Annotated in this window: 14 protein-coding genes and 1 pseudogene; 5 read left to right on the forward strand and 10 right to left on the reverse strand. The window is 73.3% G+C overall.

The window, feature by feature from the left end; translation table 11 throughout:
• Positions 1 to 108: 108 nt before the first annotated feature.
• From ABT247_RS23800 to ABT247_RS23810, 3 genes and pseudogenes are all read right to left on the reverse strand, one after another.
• Entirely contained in the window at positions 109 to 912 is an 804-nt protein-coding gene (locus tag ABT247_RS23800) for a DUF3710 domain-containing protein (RefSeq protein ID WP_350745454.1), read from the reverse strand.
• A gap of 2 nt (positions 913 to 914) precedes the next feature.
• A pseudogene (gene dut, locus ABT247_RS23805) lies at positions 915 to 1,449 on the reverse strand (dUTP diphosphatase).
• Positions 1,446 to 1,988 carry a PaaI family thioesterase gene (locus ABT247_RS23810; RefSeq protein WP_350745486.1) on the reverse strand — a complete coding sequence of 181 codons (543 nt, stop codon included), beginning with the start codon at positions 1,986 to 1,988 and terminating at the stop codon, positions 1,446 to 1,448. Before ABT247_RS23810 ends, dut begins: the two are co-directional and overlap by 4 nt.
• A gap of 223 nt (positions 1,989 to 2,211) precedes the next feature.
• Between ABT247_RS23810 and ABT247_RS23815 the strand changes: the two genes are divergently transcribed.
• Entirely contained in the window at positions 2,212 to 2,661 is a 450-nt protein-coding gene (locus ABT247_RS23815) for a DUF3093 domain-containing protein (protein WP_502892491.1), read from the forward strand.
• 304 nt (positions 2,662 to 2,965) lie between these two features.
• On the opposite strand, the gene ABT247_RS23820 is transcribed toward ABT247_RS23815, so the two are convergent.
• From ABT247_RS23820 to ABT247_RS23835, 4 genes are all read right to left on the reverse strand, one after another.
• Positions 2,966 to 3,265 (reverse strand): DUF4193 domain-containing protein, encoded by a 300-nt coding sequence (locus ABT247_RS23820; RefSeq protein ID WP_350745462.1) that lies wholly within the window; start codon positions 3,263 to 3,265, stop codon positions 2,966 to 2,968.
• 483 nt (positions 3,266 to 3,748) lie between these two features.
• Entirely contained in the window at positions 3,749 to 4,732 is a 984-nt protein-coding gene (locus tag ABT247_RS23825) for an acyl-ACP desaturase (RefSeq protein WP_350745465.1), read from the reverse strand.
• Positions 4,733 to 4,999: 267 nt separating this feature from the next.
• Positions 5,000 to 6,307 (reverse strand): sensor histidine kinase, encoded by a 1,308-nt coding sequence (locus ABT247_RS23830; protein ID WP_350745467.1) that lies wholly within the window; start codon positions 6,305 to 6,307, stop codon positions 5,000 to 5,002.
• Between the two features lie 75 nt (positions 6,308 to 6,382).
• Positions 6,383 to 7,036, reverse strand: coding sequence for a response regulator transcription factor (locus ABT247_RS23835; protein ID WP_030057689.1), 654 nt, complete (start codon positions 7,034 to 7,036; stop codon positions 6,383 to 6,385).
• A gap of 487 nt (positions 7,037 to 7,523) precedes the next feature.
• Here ABT247_RS23835 and ABT247_RS23840 point away from each other — a divergent pair, with 487 nt between their 5' ends.
• Positions 7,524 to 7,709 carry a hypothetical protein gene (locus ABT247_RS23840; protein WP_030285471.1) on the forward strand — a complete coding sequence of 62 codons (186 nt, stop codon included), beginning with the start codon at positions 7,524 to 7,526 and terminating at the stop codon, positions 7,707 to 7,709.
• Positions 7,710 to 7,848: 139 nt separating this feature from the next.
• On the opposite strand, the gene ABT247_RS23845 is transcribed toward ABT247_RS23840, so the two are convergent.
• Together ABT247_RS23845 and ABT247_RS23850 are read right to left on the reverse strand one after the other, a co-directional pair.
• The gene (locus tag ABT247_RS23845; RefSeq protein ID WP_350745470.1) at positions 7,849 to 8,667 is read right to left on the reverse strand and encodes an inositol monophosphatase family protein; all 819 of its coding nucleotides are present in this window, start codon (positions 8,665 to 8,667) and stop codon (positions 7,849 to 7,851) included.
• 21 nt (positions 8,668 to 8,688) lie between these two features.
• Positions 8,689 to 9,831 (reverse strand): ferrochelatase, encoded by a 1,143-nt coding sequence (locus ABT247_RS23850; RefSeq protein WP_350745473.1) that lies wholly within the window; start codon positions 9,829 to 9,831, stop codon positions 8,689 to 8,691.
• Positions 9,832 to 9,963: 132 nt separating this feature from the next.
• On the opposite strand from ABT247_RS23850, the gene ABT247_RS23855 reads away from it, so the two are divergent.
• Together ABT247_RS23855 and ABT247_RS23860 are read left to right on the forward strand one after the other, a co-directional pair.
• Complete coding sequence (locus ABT247_RS23855) at positions 9,964 to 11,220, forward strand: MFS transporter (RefSeq protein ID WP_350745475.1); 1,257 nt, start codon at positions 9,964 to 9,966, stop codon at positions 11,218 to 11,220.
• Positions 11,221 to 11,340: 120 nt separating this feature from the next.
• Positions 11,341 to 12,663, forward strand: coding sequence for a D-arabinono-1,4-lactone oxidase (locus ABT247_RS23860; protein WP_350745478.1), 1,323 nt, complete (start codon positions 11,341 to 11,343; stop codon positions 12,661 to 12,663).
• Positions 12,664 to 12,681: 18 nt separating this feature from the next.
• Here the strand turns inward: ABT247_RS23860 and ABT247_RS23865 are convergent, their stop codons facing one another.
• A complete protein-coding gene (locus ABT247_RS23865; protein ID WP_350745481.1) occupies positions 12,682 to 13,605 on the reverse strand; it encodes a hypothetical protein in 924 nt (307 codons plus the stop codon).
• A 517-nt stretch (positions 13,606 to 14,122) separates the two neighbouring features.
• Between ABT247_RS23865 and sepH the strand changes: the two genes are divergently transcribed.
• Positions 14,123 to 15,049, forward strand: coding sequence for a septation protein SepH (gene sepH / locus ABT247_RS23870; protein ID WP_350745483.1), 927 nt, complete (start codon positions 14,123 to 14,125; stop codon positions 15,047 to 15,049).
• Positions 15,050 to 15,052: the final 3 nt, after the last annotated feature.

Genomic DNA, 15,052 nt, shown 5'->3' on the forward strand with positions numbered 1-15,052 from the left:
CCCGGCCCCCCGCGGCGACTCCGGAAGTGTCCGGCCACCCCCCCCCCACATGCAAATCCCCCCCGCCCGGGCTCCCGGGCGGAGGCGATGCCGGTGCGATCGACCGCGTCAGCGGACCTCGGTGATCTCCGGGCCGCGCGCGAACGGGTCGAGCGCGGTGCCGCCGAAGCGGTTGTCGCTCTCGCCGGCGGCGGCAGCAGCCCCGCCACCGTCGGCGACCATCTGGGCGTCCTCGGGGAGCTTCAGCACGATCGGGTCGCGGGGCGCCATCGGGCTCTCACCGCGCACGACGACGGTCTGGCGGAAGACCTGCTCCAGGATCCCTGCCATCTCGGGCTGCACGGCGGCCTGGCCCGAGATCACCCCGCGCAGGAACCAGCGCGGGCCGTCGCAGCCGACGAAGCGCACCAGCTGCACGCCCTGGGTGCCGTCCGGGAGCTGCACCGGGACCTGGGCGCGGAGGTGCCAGCCGAGCGGGCCCTCCTCCTCGTCCACGATGCCGCCCTGGGAAGTGATGCCGTTGGCGATCTCCTCCCGGACCTCCCCCCAGATGCCCTCCGACTTCGGGGCCGCGAAGGCCTGGAGCTGGATGGCGCTGTTGCCGAGGACGAGGGTGGCGGCGACGATCGCGTCACCGGCGACCTCGACGCGCAGCTCCATCCCCTCGACGCCGGGGACCAGCAGGCCTCCGAGGTCGACCCGTCCCTCCTCGGGGTTCTCGAGCTCCGAGTGGTCCCACGGACCGTCCGGCCGCGGGGCCGGCGGCAGGCCGACCCTGTCGGCCGGGTCCAGCTCGGTCACGTTCTCGCTCTCGGCGGAACCTTCGACGTCATCGGCCGTCTCGTCGGCGCTGATGGCGTCGTCGGCGAGCTGCTCGACAGCGTCCTCGCTCTTCTGGCGACGACGGAACACGGTCACTGTCCTTCCCGGTCCAAGACCGATGCGAATACCTGCTCGGCTTCCTGCGAGGCCGCGGGAATGCTAGACCGCGGCGTGGCCACCGGTCGACCCGAACCCGCCCTCGGCACGTGCCGACCCAGGCAGCTCGGCCACCTCGTGGAAGCGGGCCTTCTCGACCTGCTGGATCACCAGCTGGGCGATCCGGTCCCCTCGGCGGAAGCTGACCCCCTCGCGCGGGTCCAGATTGACGACGATCACCTTGATCTCTCCACGGTACCCGGCATCGACCGTCCCCGGGGCGTTCACGAGGGCAACTCCGCAACGAGCTGCGAGCCCGGAGCGGGGGTGGACGAAGGCCGCGTAGCCGTCCGGGAGTGCGATGGCGATGCCGGTGGGGAGCACCGCCCGCTCGCCCGGGGCCAGCTCGGCGTCGACGGCCGTGCGCAGGTCGGCACCGGCGTCCCCGGGCTGCGCGTACGAGGGCAGCGGCAGCTCGGGGTCGATGCGCCTGATCAGGACGTCCAGCGGCGGGCGGGGGGTCTCGCTCAAGGGTTCACCTCAAAGGCTCGTGCGCGCTTCATCAGATCCGGGTCGTCGAGGACCTTCTCGATGTCCTCGGGACGACCGTGCGTGGTGAAGTGTTCCAGCTTCACCTGGATGAAGAGCGCCTGAGCCCGGACGGCGACCGGTCCGTCCGGGCCGCCGATCCGCGCCTCGGCGGCGCTGTAGATCTTGCGGCCGTGCACGCCGGTGATCCAGGCGCGCAGGTGCAGCGGCGAGTCGACGGGCACCGGGCGGAGGAAGTCGGTCTCCAGCCGGCCGGTCACCGCGGGAGCGTGCAGCAGCCAGTTGAGCGTGCCGAGGGTCTCGTCCATCGCGGTCGTCAGCACGCCGCCGTGGGCCAGCCCGGGGCCGCCCTGGTGGACGTCCCGGACGGTGAACTCGGCGGTGACGTCGAGCCCTTCGCCCGCGATCGCGTCGATCCGCAGACCGCCGGGGTGCTGCGGGCCGCAGCCGAAGCAGTGCTCGTAGTGGGAGCCGAGCCGGGTGCCGGGGGCCGGTGCCTCGGGAGCGCGCGCCGGCAGCACGGCGTCGGGCGGCGGAGTCGTCGGCGTGGTCGGCGTGGGCGGAGTCGGCGTGGGCGGAGTCGGCGTGGGCGGGGCGGTCGGCGGCAGAGCCGGCGCCGGCCGGTCGGTGGGGGTGCTGGGGGGCGTCGTACCGGTCACGCCGACCCAGCCTACTCAGGGGTAGCAAGGCGCCCGCCGGGGGTGGCGTCCCGCTCCGGGCGTCAGGGCGCCCACAATGGAGGGCATGTACGACGAACGCCTCACGGTGCCGCGCTCCTGGTGGTTGCTCCCGGTCGCAGTCGGGTTCACCCTCGCGCTGATCCTGATCCGGGTCAGCGGCACGGCCGCGCTGATCGGCCTGGTGATCGGCATCGCCGCCGGCGCGGTCGCGATCAGCAGCTACGGCTCGGCCCGGATCCGCGTGGTCCAGGGCTCGCTGGTGGCGGGCCCGGCCCGGATCCCGGTGGAAGCGCTGGGCACCGCGTACGCGCTGAGCCCCGCCGAGGCCACCGCCTGGCGCGGCCCGAAGGCCGACCCGCGCGCCTTCATGCTGCTGCGCAGCTACGTGCCGACCGCGCTGCGGGTCGAGGTCGACGACCCGGCCGACCCGACGCCCTACCTCTATCTGTCGACCCGCTCGCCGATGAAGCTGGCCGACGCGCTGGAGCAGGCCCGGCGCGGCGCCCGCACGTAGCCGGCCCGCCCGGGCGCGACCGGGCCGGGGCCGGGAAACGTGACCGGGCCGAGAAAACCGAGAGGGACGGTTCCGCTGACGCGGGACCGTCCCTACGACTTTGCCCTGGTCGACGCCCTGCCTGCCGGTGCTGTACCGGCCGGGGCCTCGGGTGCCCGTGCGCCGCCGAACGACTCCGTCCTCCCGGACCCGTCCAGGTGGACGGGTCGCGGACCTGCCGTCCGGCCCCGCTGCCCGGGGCCGGAAGGGGCGTTGTGCCGGTCCCGCGGTAGCCGCGGGTACCGGGCGCTGTCCGCTACGGCGCTCAGGCGCCGCAGTCCCGGCAGATCGGGTTGCCGTTCTTCTCGCTGTACAGCTGGCTGCGGTGGTGGACCAGGAAGCAGCTCATGCAGGTGAACTCGTCGGCCTGCTTCGGCAGCACGCGGACGGCCAGTTCCTCGCCCGAGAGGTCGGCACCGGGGAGCTCCATGCCCTCCGCAGCCTCGAACTCGTCGACGTCGACCGAGCTGCCGCCCTTGTCGTTCCGGCGGGCCTTGAGTTCCTCGATGCTGTCTTCGTTGAGCTCGTCGTCGGTCTTGCGTGGGGTGTCGTAGTCGGTTGCCATTTTTCGCTCTCCCCCTCCGGGTTTGTGCGGTGTGTGCGGTATCTCCAGCGCACGTAACGCATGGGAGGTCGGTCTTGTGCCCGACCCGAGGCGGAGATTTTGCCTTACTTCAAGCCCTGTTACTCAATCGACACTCAGCCAGGGCTCCGTTGGGGTGATCCCGCAGGGCGCGGGAGGCCTCACGCTGGGCCATCTCGGACCCATCGCGCGCCCTCCCGGCCCACCACGCTCCGTGAGCGAAGGCCGTACCGGCGTCCGCCGATTCCCTTGCCCACCAGGGACACCGGCCAATCCTGCGGTGCGTCGGCAGGCCGGATTCCGGTCACGGAACGCGACCGACACTCCTGGCGGGGTGATCACTCTCCGGCGTTGCCCGACACCGTGGAGCGACACGGTGTGAGCTTGGTCACGTTCAGAACTTTCCTGGGCAAAACACGGAAAATCCACCCACTCCGACCTCCCGGCAACGGACTCCCGGGCGTCCTAGCCGGCGCTGCGGTTGGCCTCCCGGCGCGCCAGGATCGCCGCCTGGCGCTCCTCGAACTTGCGCGCCTGGGCGTCCAGCCCGTCCAGGAACACGCCCAGCTCGTTCTGGGCCATCGCGCCCTCCGGCCCGAGGCCGTCGATGTCCATCACGCGCAGCTTGCGCAGCACCGGCTGCAGCACGTCGTCGTGGTGGATGCGCAGGTTGTACACCCCGCCGAGGGCGATCTGGGCGGCGGCGCGCTCGAAGCCGGGGATGCCGTGGCCGGGCATGCGGAAGTTGGTGACGACGTCGGCGATGGCCCGCATGGCCTGGTCGGGGGCGATCTCCAGGGCGGCCTTCAGCAGGTTCCGGTAGAAGACCATGTGCAGGTTCTCGTCGTTGGCGATCTTCGCCAGCAGCTGCTCGCACAGCGGGTCCCCGGCGTAGCGGCCGGTGTTGCGGTGCGCGATGCGGGTGGCCAGCTCCTGGAAGGCCACGTAGGCGACGGAGTGCAGCATGCTGTGCGCGTTGTCCGACTCGAAGCCCTCGGACATGTGGTTCATCCGGGCCCGCTCCAGTTCCACCGGGTCCACGGCCCGGGTGGCGAGCAGGAAGTCGCGGATGGCTATGCCGTGCCGGCCCTCCTCGGCCGTCCAGCGGTGCACCCAGGTGCCCCAGGCGCCCTCGCGGCCGAACATGGTCGCGATCTCGTGGTGGTAGCTGGGGAGGTTGTCCTCGGTCAGCAGGTTCACCACCAGCGACACCCGGCCGAGCGGGGTCACCTTGGACTGCTCGAGGCTCCAGGCCTCGCCGCCCAGCACGCCGTCGAAGTCCCGGCCCTGGCTCCACGGGACGAACTCGTGGGGCATCCACTCCTTGGCCACTCCCAGATGGCGGTTGAGCTCCTTCTCCACGACCTCCTCGAGGGCCAGGATCAGCCGCGTGTCGGTCCAGCCGCTCGATCCGAGCGAGGTGCTGCTCTGCGCAGGGGCGATGGTCACGGTCTTGCTCCTGGGGGACGGGCACGCGCGGGACGGGCGCGTAGGGCGGGCAGACGTCGTACGGGGCCGTCGGCAGGCACACCGGCGGGCCACACTTACGGTTGCGTAGGTTACGACACCGTAAGTTGCCCGGGCCGGAAAAGACAAGCCGCCCCCGCCAGGCCTTATGTCGTCTTGACGGGCCTGACGGGGGCGGCGGGAAGGGTCGCCCACGGAACGCGGCGCCCCGGACGCCCGGCACGGGCGTCACGGCGCTGCGCGGGGGCGCTACGGCGCGGGGATGCGTACCCGCATGGTGAGGCCGCCCCCGGCGCGCGGGGTGGCCTCCACGGTGCCGCCGTGGGCCCGCACCACGGAGCGGACGATGGACAGCCCCAGTCCGACCCCCTTGTCGCTGCGGGTGCGGTCCGCGCCCTTGATCCGGCGGAACGGCTCGAAGATGTGCTCCAGCTCGTAGCCGGGCACCACCGGGCCGGTGTTGGAGACCACCAGCTCGCCGCCGCCCGGCACCGCGGCGGTGGACAGCTCGACCCAGCCGCCCGGGGTGTTGTAGCGGACGGCGTTCTGCAGCAGGTTGAGCGCGAGCCGTTCCAGCAGCACGCCGTTGCCCGCGACCACCGCCGGGTCGAGCTTCGAGCGCAGTTCCACCTCGCGCTTGTCGGCCTCGCCCCTGGTCTGCTCAAGGGCCCGGGTGGCCACCTCGGACAGCTCGACCGGACGGCGGTCGGTCAGCTCGTTCTCGCTGCGGGCGAGCAGCAACAGGCCCTCGACCAGTTGCTCGCTGCGCTCGTTGGTGGCCAGCAGGGTCCTGCCGAGCTGCTGGAGGTCGGGCGAGGCGGCCGGGTCGGAGAGCTGGACCTCCAGCAGGGTCCGGTTGATCGCCAGCGGGGTGCGCAGCTCGTGCGAGGCGTTGGCGACGAAGCGGCGCTGGGAGTCGAAGGAGCGGTCCAGCCGGTCCAGCATGTCGTCGAAGGTGTCGGCGAGCTCCTTGAGCTCGTCGTCCGGCCCGTCCAGCTCGATCCGGCGGTGCAGGTCGGAGGAGGCGACGTCGCGGGCGGTGCGGGTGATCCGGCCGAGCGGGCGCAGCACCCGGCCGGCCATCGCGTAGCCGGCCGCGAAGGCGATCACGGCGAGGCAGACCAGCACCGTGAGCAGCTTGCGCAGCAGGGTGTTGAGCGCCGCGGCGGCCTGGATGGACTTGTTGTCGTTCAGCCACTGGTCGAGGGCGGACTGGCTGGTGATGGTGAAGCCGTCCGGCGTCTTGACCTGGATGCCCTGGCCGTTGAGCACCAGGTGCGGCTGGCCGACCTCCTGGAGCGCCTGCTGGACGAAGAAGTACATCACCAGCAGCAGGACCACGCCGGCCATCAGGAACATGCCGCCGTAGAGCAGGGTGAGCCGCATCCGGATGGTCGGACGGAACGGCAGCCAGGCCAGCAGGCCGTCCCCGGGGACGTAGGTCTCCTGCTGGTTCGGGCGGCCCTGGCGCGGTGGGTGCACGGGCTTGGGCGGTACGGCACGCGGGCCGCCGGCGGGCGCGCCGGAGGGCCCGCCGGCCGGGGGCGGGGTGGTCATGGTGGTCCTCTCGGGGCGTCCGCCTCGGGCGGGCGCGGGTATGCGGGGAGTTCTCGGGGGCGGACTCCCCGGGGGTCAGATCCGGTAGCCGGAGCCGGGCACCGTGACGATCACCGGCGGATCGCCGAGCTTGCGGCGCAGCGTCATCACGGTGACGCGCACGACGTTGGTGAACGGGTCGGTGTGCTCGTCCCAGGCCTTCTCCAGCAGCTGCTCGGCGGAGACCACGGCGCCGCCGGCCCGCATCAGCACCTCCAGGACGGCGAACTCCTTGGGCGCGAGCTGGACGGTGCGTCCGTCGCGGATCACCTCGCGGCGGCCGGGGTCGAGCGAGATCCCGGCCCGCTCGAGCACCGGGGGCAGCGGGATGGTGGCGCGGCGGCCCAGGGCCCGTACGCGGGCGACGAGTTCGCTGAAGGCGAACGGCTTCGGGAGGTAGTCGTCCGCGCCGATCTCCAGGCCCTCGACCCGGTCGCTGATGTCGCCGGAGGCGGTCAGCATGATCACCCGGGTGGCCAGGCCCTGCTCGACCACCTTGCGGCACACGTCGTCGCCGTGCACCAGCGGCAGGTCGCGGTCCAGGACGACCACGTCGTAGTCGTTGACCGCGATGCGCTGGAGCGCGGCCTCCCCGTCGTACACCACGTCGACGGCCATCGCCTCGCGGCGCAGGCCGGTCGCGACGGCCTCGGCAAGCAGCTGCTCGTCCTCGACGACGAGAACCCGCACGGTCGTAGTCCCTTCTCCAGGCCGGCCCCGGAAGCGGACGCACGGCTCCGACGGTGCCTCCATCCTGCCTGGTCCTGCGGTAAAGCAGCGATAAGCTGCGGTGGGGCAGCGGCCGTGACCCCGCAGGCCCCGGGCGATCCGGCGGGTGCCCACCCCGGTGCCGCGGCGGCGGTGACGACGGTTCGTGCCGGGAACGCTCCGTTTGGACTGTGACAGCGGCAGATTTCTTCCGGTCCGAGGTTTCCCCGGTCTCTCGGCGGGGAGGACAGCTGCACACCCGCGATCTGGCCGATGGCCGATCGCACCCACCCGCCGTGCGTTCATCCGCGCCGGCCCTGGGGCTGGGACGTCACCGGGAGCGGCCGCAGGCCGTCTCCGCGCCCGACCGGAGATCCACCACCTGCCGGCCCGGACGCTTTCGCTGGCCGGACCTCCTCGGGGCGGAGAACGTACGACCGTGCACGTCCGACACAGTAAGGGGGCCCGTATGGACGCCTTCAAGGCCGGAATCCTGCAGCGCATAGCCAACGCCGAGCAGGATCTGCACCGCGCGATCGAGGCCGGGGACGAATTCCTCGCCGAGGTGGAGCAGTCCGAGCTGGACGACCTGCGTCGTCTGGCCGCCGAGCACGGGGTCGACACCGTGCTGGACCGGCACCGCACCGCCGCCTGACCCTTCGCCGGTCCTCCGGCACCTGCGGCCCTGCGGGGGCCGTGCGAGATCCCAAGCCCTGGCGCCCCCGTGTGCCAGGGCTCTTCGCATGTCCGGAGACGGCTCCGAGCCCGGGCGGGGGGCTCCGGCGGGCGGCCGGTCAGTCCGCCCAGGCGCGCAGCGCGGCCAGGCGCTCCTGGAGCGGCTCGTAGACGCCGGGCGCGGCGGCCACGGTCAGCTCGCGGTCCGGGCCCTGTCCGGGGCGGCCGCCGACCAGGGCACCGGCCTCGCCGGCGATCAGGCAGCCGGCCGCGCGGTCCCAGGGGGCCAGTCCGCGCTCGTAGTAGCCGTCCAGCCGCCCGGCGGCCACGTCGCACAGGTCCACCGCGGCCGCTCCGGCCCGGCGGACGTCCCGCACCTCGGGCATCAGGGCGAGCAGCACCTCGGCCTGCCGCACCCGCACCGACTGGACGTAGCTGAAGCCGGTGCCGATCAGGGCCTGGCCCCAGGGCGGGCCCGGGCGGGTGGAGAGGGGGCGGCCGTCCAGCCACGCGCCGCGGCCGAGGACGGCGTGGAACAGCTCCCCGCGCGCCGGGGCGAAGACGACTCCGACGACGGCCCGGCCGTCCAGCTCGGCCGCCACGCTGACGGCCCAGGAGGGCAGCCCGTACAGGTAGTTGACGGTGCCGTCGAGCGGGTCGACCACCCAGCGCACGCCGCTGGTGCCGGGCCGCTCGGCGCCCTCCTCCCCGAGGTAGCCGTCCTCGGGGCGGCGGTCCGCGATCAGCTCCAGGACGAGCTTCTCGGAGGCGAGGTCCATCTCGGTCACCACGTCGACCGGGCTGCTCTTGGTGCCGGCCACCCCGAGGTCGGCGGGGCGGCCGTCGCGCAGCAGGGCGCCGGCCTGCCGGGCCGCGTCCAGGGCGACGTCCAGCAGGTCGTCGAGGAGCCGGTCGTCGGGCAGGGCGGGGGTGGGCACGGGATTCTCCTCCGGAGGGGGTCAGCGCTCGGCGGCGGCCGGGCGGGGGGCGCGCGGGTTGGGGCAGCAGGCCACCGCGCACACGTCGTGGCTGGGGCCGAGGGCGCCGAGGGCGCAGCGGGTCACGGGCTCGCCGCGTTCGGCGGCGGCCCGCTCCAGGACCAGCTCGCGCACGGCGGCGGTGAACCGCGGGTCGGTGCCGACGGTGGCGGCGCGGGCCACCGGCAGGCCGAGTTCGGCGGCCTTGGCGACGGCCTCGGTGTCGAGGTCGTACTTGACCTCCATGTGGTCGGAGACGAAGCCGATCGGCACCATCACCACGGCCGGCGCGCCGTCGGCGTGCTGGGCCTCCAGGTGGTCGCAGATGTCGGGTTCGAGCCACGGGATGTGCGGGGCGCCGCTGCGGCTCTGGAACACCAGCCGCCACGGCCGGTCGGCCACGCCGGTGCGGTCGGCGACGGCCTCGGCGATCAGCCGGGCCACGTCGAGGTGCTGGGCGACGTAGGCGCCGCCGGGGGTGCCGCGGGCCGGGTCGTCCGGGGCCCCGGAGGTCTCGGCCATCGCGTCCGGGATGGAGTGGGTGGTGAACGCCAGCCGGGCACCGGGGCGGACGGCCTCGGGCAGTTGCTCCAGGGCGCTCAGGGTGGCGTCGATCATCGGCTCGACGAAGCCCGGGTGGTTGTAGAAGTGCCGGAGCTTGTCGACGGTCAGTGCCGGGCGGCCCTCCTCGGCGAGGGCGGCGAGCGCGTCGGCCAGGTTCTCCCGGTACTGGCGGCAGCCCGAGTAGCCGGCGTAGGCGCTGGTGGCGAGGACGGCGATCCGGCGGTGGCCGTCGTCGGCCATCTCCCGCAGCGCGTCGACCAGGTAGGGCGCCCAGTTCCGGTTGCCCCAGTAGACCGGCAGGTCCAGCCCGTGCTCGGCGAAGTCCTTGCGCAGGGCGGCGAGCAGCTCGCGGTTCTGCCCGTTGATCGGGCTGACGCCGCCGAACATGAAGTAGTGCCGGCCCACCTCCTTCAGGCGTTCCCTGGGGATGCCGCGGCCGCGGGTGACGTTCTCCAGGAACGGGACGACGTCCTCGGGGGCCTCGGGCCCGCCGAAGGAGAGCAGCAGCAGGGCGTCGTACGGGGCGGCGCCGGAGGACGAGGGTTTGCGCGCGTCGGACATGGCACCGATCCTGCCACTGAGGGGCGGGCGCCCGGCGCCGGGGCCGCGCAGGTGTCCGGAAAATACCGTTTGCCAACGTACGTAAGCTGTGTGTGCCCGAATTGTTCCTTACCCCTTCTGTCCGGAGCTCCCGTGCTGTCCAGCTACCGCCGAATATTCGCCTCCCCCGGCACCCTGGCGTTCTCCTCCGCCGGGTTCATCGCCCGGCTGCCGATCTCGATGACCGGCATCGGCATCGTGACGATGCTCTCCGAGCAGCGGGGGTCGTTCGGGGTCGCGGGCGCGGTCTCGGCGACACTGGCGATCGCCGCCGGGGCGCTCGGACCGGCGGTCTCCTGGCTGGTCGACCGCTACGGGCAGCGCCGCATCGCCCTCCCCTCCGCCGCGCTCGCGGTCGCCGCCGCCGTCGGACTCCTGCTCTGCGCCCACTTCGGCGCACCCTCCTGGACGCTGTTCCTGTTCGCCGTCGGCATGGGCGTGATGCCCAGCGCCGGCGCCATGGTCCGCGCCCGCTGGGCACACCTCTACCGCGACGACGCCGCCAGGCTGCACACCGCGTACTCCTTCGAGGCGGTGGTCGACGAGTTCTGCTTCATGGTCGGGCCGATCCTCGCCGTCGTCCTCGCCACCAACGTCCTCCCCGAGTCCGGGGTGCTCGCCGCCGTCATCGCCCTGGCGGTGGGCATCCTCCTGTTCACCGCCCAGCGCCGCACCGAACCGCCGGTCCACCCGGCCGCGACCCGCGGCGGCGGCAGCGCCATCGTCAACGGCGGCCTGGTCGTCCTGGTGCTCACGTTCATCGCCACCGGCGCGATCTTCGGCTCCGTCGAGATCGTCACCGTCGCCTTCTCCAAGGCCCAGGGCCACGAGGGGCTGGCCGGCACCGTGCTCGCCGTCTGGGCGCTCGGCTCCGGCCTGGCCGGCATGGTCTACGGCGCGCTCAAGCCCAAGGGCGCGCTGTCCACCCGGTTCTTCGTCGGCGTGACGCTGATGGCGCTGAGCATGATCCCCGTCCTGCTCGTCGCCTCGACCGTGCACGGCCTCGGCGGGCTGCTCGCCGCCGGTGCCGCCCTGCTCCTCGCCGGCCTCGCCATCTCCCCCACGCTGATCTCCGCGATGGCCCTCGTCGAGCGGCTCGTCCCGGCCGCCCAGCTCACCGAGGGCATGGCCTGGACCACGACCGGGCTGGCGATCGGCGTCGCCTTCGGCTCCTCCGCCGGCGGCTGGGTGGTCGACGCCTCCGGCGCCGCCGCGGGCTACTGGGTGCCGCTGACCGCCGGTGTGCTCGGCGTGGTGACCGCGCTCGCGGGCCTCGGCCGGCTGCGGGCCGGACTCGCCGCCGAGGAGGCCGCCGAAGCGGCCGGACGACCCGTAGACGTCGAACGGTGAACTGACTACTCTCGCCCTACCCGCGGCCCTACCCGCGGGTAGGGCCTGCCTCCGGGTTCCGCCGGGCGGGCCGCCCCGGACCGCGCCGACCCGTTCGGCCACGGAGCAGGAGGCAGCGCCATGCCCCAGGCCAGCACCGCGACCCGCACCCGGTGGACCAACTGGGCCGGGAACCAAAGCGCCCTCCCGGCCCGGACCGCCACGCCCGGCACCGCGGAGGAACTGGCCAAGGAGATCCTGCGCGCCGCCGAGCAGGGCCGCACCGTCAAGGCCGTCGGCTCCGGCCACTCCTTCACCGCGATCGCCTCGGCCGGCGACGGCCTGCTCGTCCGCCCGCACGCGCTCACCGCCGTCCGCGAGATCGACCGCACGGCCGGCACCGTCACCGTCGAGTCCGGCCTCCCGCTGAACCGCCTCAACCGGATCCTCGCCGCCGAGGGCCTCTCCCTCACGAACATGGGCGACATCGAGGTCCAGACCGTCGCGGGCGCCACCAGCACCGGCACCCACGGCACCGGCCGGGACTCCGGATCGCTCGCCGCCCAGATCCGCGCGCTGGAGATCGTCCTCGCCGACGGCAGCGTCAAGCGCTGCTCCCCCACCGAGAACCCCCGGCTCTTCCAGGGCGCCCGGCTCGGCCTCGGCGCCCTCGGCGTGATCACCGCACTCACCTTCGGCGTCGAACCGGCCTTCCTGCTCACCGCGCACGAGCAGCCGATGGACTTCGACGAGGTGCTGGAGCGCCTCGACGACCTCACCGCCGTCAACGAGCACTTCGAGTTCTACTGGTTCCCGCACACGGACCGGTGCGCCACCAAGCGCAACAACCGCAGCCAGGGCCCGGCCGCACCGCTGCCCCGGTTCAAGGAGTGGCTGGAGGACGACTTCCTCTCCAACACGGTCTGGGAGGGCGCCTGCCGGATCGGCCGGCTCTTCCCCCGCTCCGTCCCCTCGATCGCCGCCGTCGCCAGCCGCGCCTGGTCCGACCGCAGCTACACCGACACGGCGTACAAGGTGTTCACCAGCCCGCGCAGGGTCCGCTTCGTGGAGATGGAGTACGCCGTCCCGCGCGCGGCCGTCGCCGAGGTGCTGCGCGAGCTGAAGGCCCTGGTCGAACGCTCCGACTGGAAGGTGAGCTTCCCGGTCGAGGTGCGCTTCGCCCCCGCCGACGACCTCTGGCTCTCCACCGCCTCCGGCCGGGACACCGCCTACATCGCCGTCCACCTCTACCGGGGCACCCCCGACCGGGGCTACTTCACCGGGGTCGAGCAGCTGATGACCGCCCATCAGGGCCGCCCGCACTGGGGCAAGCTGCACACCCGCGACGCCGAGTACCTGGCCGGCGTCTACCCGCACTTCGGCGACTTCACGGCGCTGCGCGACGAGGTCGACCCCCAGCGCGTCTTCGGCAACGACTACCTGCGCCGGGTGCTGGGGGCGTAGGGCGGCTCCGCCCGCCGCTCAGCTCCCGGGCGTCCCGACGGGCGGCGGGACCACCGTCGCGCCGCCCGGAGCGCCGGTCGGAGCGCCGGTCGGCGCGGGCGGCTGGGGAGTGGCCCCACCGGTGGACGTCCCGCTCCCGCCCGCCGACGGGGAGGAACCGGCCGAGGGGCTCGCGCTCGGACCGGCCGAGGGTGAGGCGCTGCCGCCGCTGCCGCCGCTCGGCGTGGTGCTCGGGGTGGCGCTCGGCTCCCGGCCGGGCCTGGTCGGGGCGGGGGCCGAGGGCGTGGTCTGCGAACCCTGCCCGCCGCCGGAGGACGGCCGCTCCGAAGGGGGGTCCTGCCGGGTCGAGCCCTTGGGCGTCACCGTGCCGCCGAAGGACGTCCCGCTCCCGGACTCGCCCTTCACCGTCGCCGACACCGGCTGGCCGGTGGCCAGCTCGAACACCATGATCGGCGTCATCGCCAGCAGGAACACCAGCCCGGACACCGCCGCGTAGGTCCGCCAGCTCCACCGCCGGCGCGCCCGCACCACCTGGGGCTCGTTCCATTCCGCCGTGAGCACCGGCGGCCCGGCGTGCGGCCCGGCGTGCGGCCCACCCGACTGCTCCGCCGACTGCCCACCCGACTGCTCCGCCGCCCGCTCCGGCGCGAGCGGCACCTGACGCAGCGTGTTGACGGTCCGGTACGGCCCGCGGTCCACCGCCCCGCGCAGCTGCTCACCGGTGCGTCTGAACACGTGCTGGAACACCGCGCCACCGGTGGTCGCCCCGACACTCACCACGGCTGCACCCATGATCGTGCCGTAGACCCCGAGTTCCGAGGCGAGCAGCGCGCCCACCACCGTGGCCAGCGCACTCGCCGCGACCTGAGCCACACTCAGGTCGATCCGCCTGCGCTCCTCCTTCTTCGTGCCGCCCTCCTCGGCGGGTCCCAGCTCCGGCATCGACATCCCTCGGTCCGTACGACTGTTCTTCGAACAAGCCACTCCATCTTGCCCAAAGAAGGACACAAGGGGTGAAAATGCGGTTCTCCGCTCCCGGATTGTGTGAAGATGATCACCGTTCATCCGGTGGCGGTCCGCCATTGGGGGTGCGCGCTCTTGAGATTCCCGTGAATCGCGGGAGACTTGAGCGGCGAGCCGCCCCTTCGGATGCCACGAATGGAGTACTGTTCGTAAAGCCCGAGCCTTGGGTCGACTTGTCGACTGTGCCTACATTGGCAGCCTGACGAAGAGCCACGGGGCGGGCACGCACGGCGACGCCGGTCCCGGATCGTCGCGATCACTGCGCGTGCGAGGACGGCCGGGACACCCAGGCGCGACGTCGACGGATGACGTGGCAAAAAGGCAACCGTGCCACAGCGGCGTGCCCGGGCGTAAGCCCGACACGCCGGGGAACTCAGCAAGGTTGTGGCCAGTCGCGAGCGGGCAGGCCACACTCAGTACGGGAGCAGCGACGCAGGTGACGTCGGCAGGCACCACCCGGGAGGTAACCGTGCCCGAACTGCGGGTTGTGGCCGTCAGCAACGACGGCACACGGCTGGTGCTCAAGGCTGCCGACAGCACGGAGTACACCCTCCCCATCGACGAGCGGCTGCGCGCCGCCATCCGCGGCGACCGGCCGCGCCTCGGCCAGATCGAGATCGAGGTCGAGAGCCATCTCCGCCCCCGGGACATCCAGGCGCGGATACGAGCCGGTGCCTCCGCCGAGGAGGTCGCCCAGGCCGCCGGGATCTCCGTCGACCGCGTCCGCCGCTTCGAGGGGCCGGTCCTCGCCGAGCGCGCGTTCATGGCCGAGCGCGCCCGCAAGACCGCGATCCGCCGCAACGGCGAGTCCCCCGGGCCCCAGCTCGGCGAGGCCGTGGCCGAGCGGCTCGCGCTGCGCGGTGCCGAGAAGGACACCGAGCGCTGGGACTCCTGGCGGCGCGACGACGGCACCTGGGAGGTCATCCTCGCCTACCGGGCCGACGGCGAGGGCCGCAGCGCCTCCTGGACGTACGACCCGCCCCGGCGCCTGGTCCAGCCCAACGACGACGAGGCCCGCGCGCTGATCGGCGAGGCCGTCGAGCGCGAGGAGGACTCGGTCTTCCCGTTCATCCCGCGGATCGCCCGGCTCCCCCAGGACCGGCCGCCCCGCCCGATGATCGACCGGCCCGCCGCCGACCGCATCATGTCGGCCCGGGAGGTCCGGGAGTCGCGGGAGGCCACCGCCGAGACTCGGGACTCGCTGACCAGCCTGCTCGACGTGGTCCCCGCCTTCCGCGGTGACCTCGCCGTCGGAGGCCCCGCCCCGATCGCGACCTGGACGCGGTCGTCGCCACGGCCGGCGCGTCCCTGCCGGACTACATGGTGCCGCAGTCCTTCGTCGTCCTCACGGCCTGGCCGATGACGC

The sequence above is a fragment of the Kitasatospora sp. NPDC001539 genome (genome assembly GCF_040298565.1).
GTDB lineage: Bacteria > Actinomycetota > Actinomycetes > Streptomycetales > Streptomycetaceae > Kitasatospora.

What these genes read in the sequence shown, in the direction of transcription:
- ABT247_RS23850 (WP_350745473.1), bottom strand. Translation starts at nt 9,831, where the DNA reads ATGTCCGACGCGCGCAAACCCTCGTCCTCCGGCGCCGCCCCGTACGAC.
- ABT247_RS23860 (WP_350745478.1), top strand. Translation starts at nt 11,341, where the DNA reads ATGCCCCAGGCCAGCACCGCGACCCGCACCCGGTGGACCAACTGGGCC.
- ABT247_RS23830 (WP_350745467.1), bottom strand. Translation starts at nt 6,307, where the DNA reads ATGACCACCCCGCCCCCGGCCGGCGGGCCCTCCGGCGCGCCCGCCGGC.
- ABT247_RS23840 (WP_030285471.1), top strand. Translation starts at nt 7,524, where the DNA reads ATGGACGCCTTCAAGGCCGGAATCCTGCAGCGCATAGCCAACGCCGAG.
- ABT247_RS23820 (WP_350745462.1), bottom strand. Translation starts at nt 3,265, where the DNA reads ATGGCAACCGACTACGACACCCCACGCAAGACCGACGACGAGCTCAAC.
- ABT247_RS23815 (WP_502892491.1), top strand. Translation starts at nt 2,212, where the DNA reads ATGTACGACGAACGCCTCACGGTGCCGCGCTCCTGGTGGTTGCTCCCG.
- ABT247_RS23865 (WP_350745481.1), bottom strand. Translation starts at nt 13,605, where the DNA reads ATGCCGGAGCTGGGACCCGCCGAGGAGGGCGGCACGAAGAAGGAGGAG.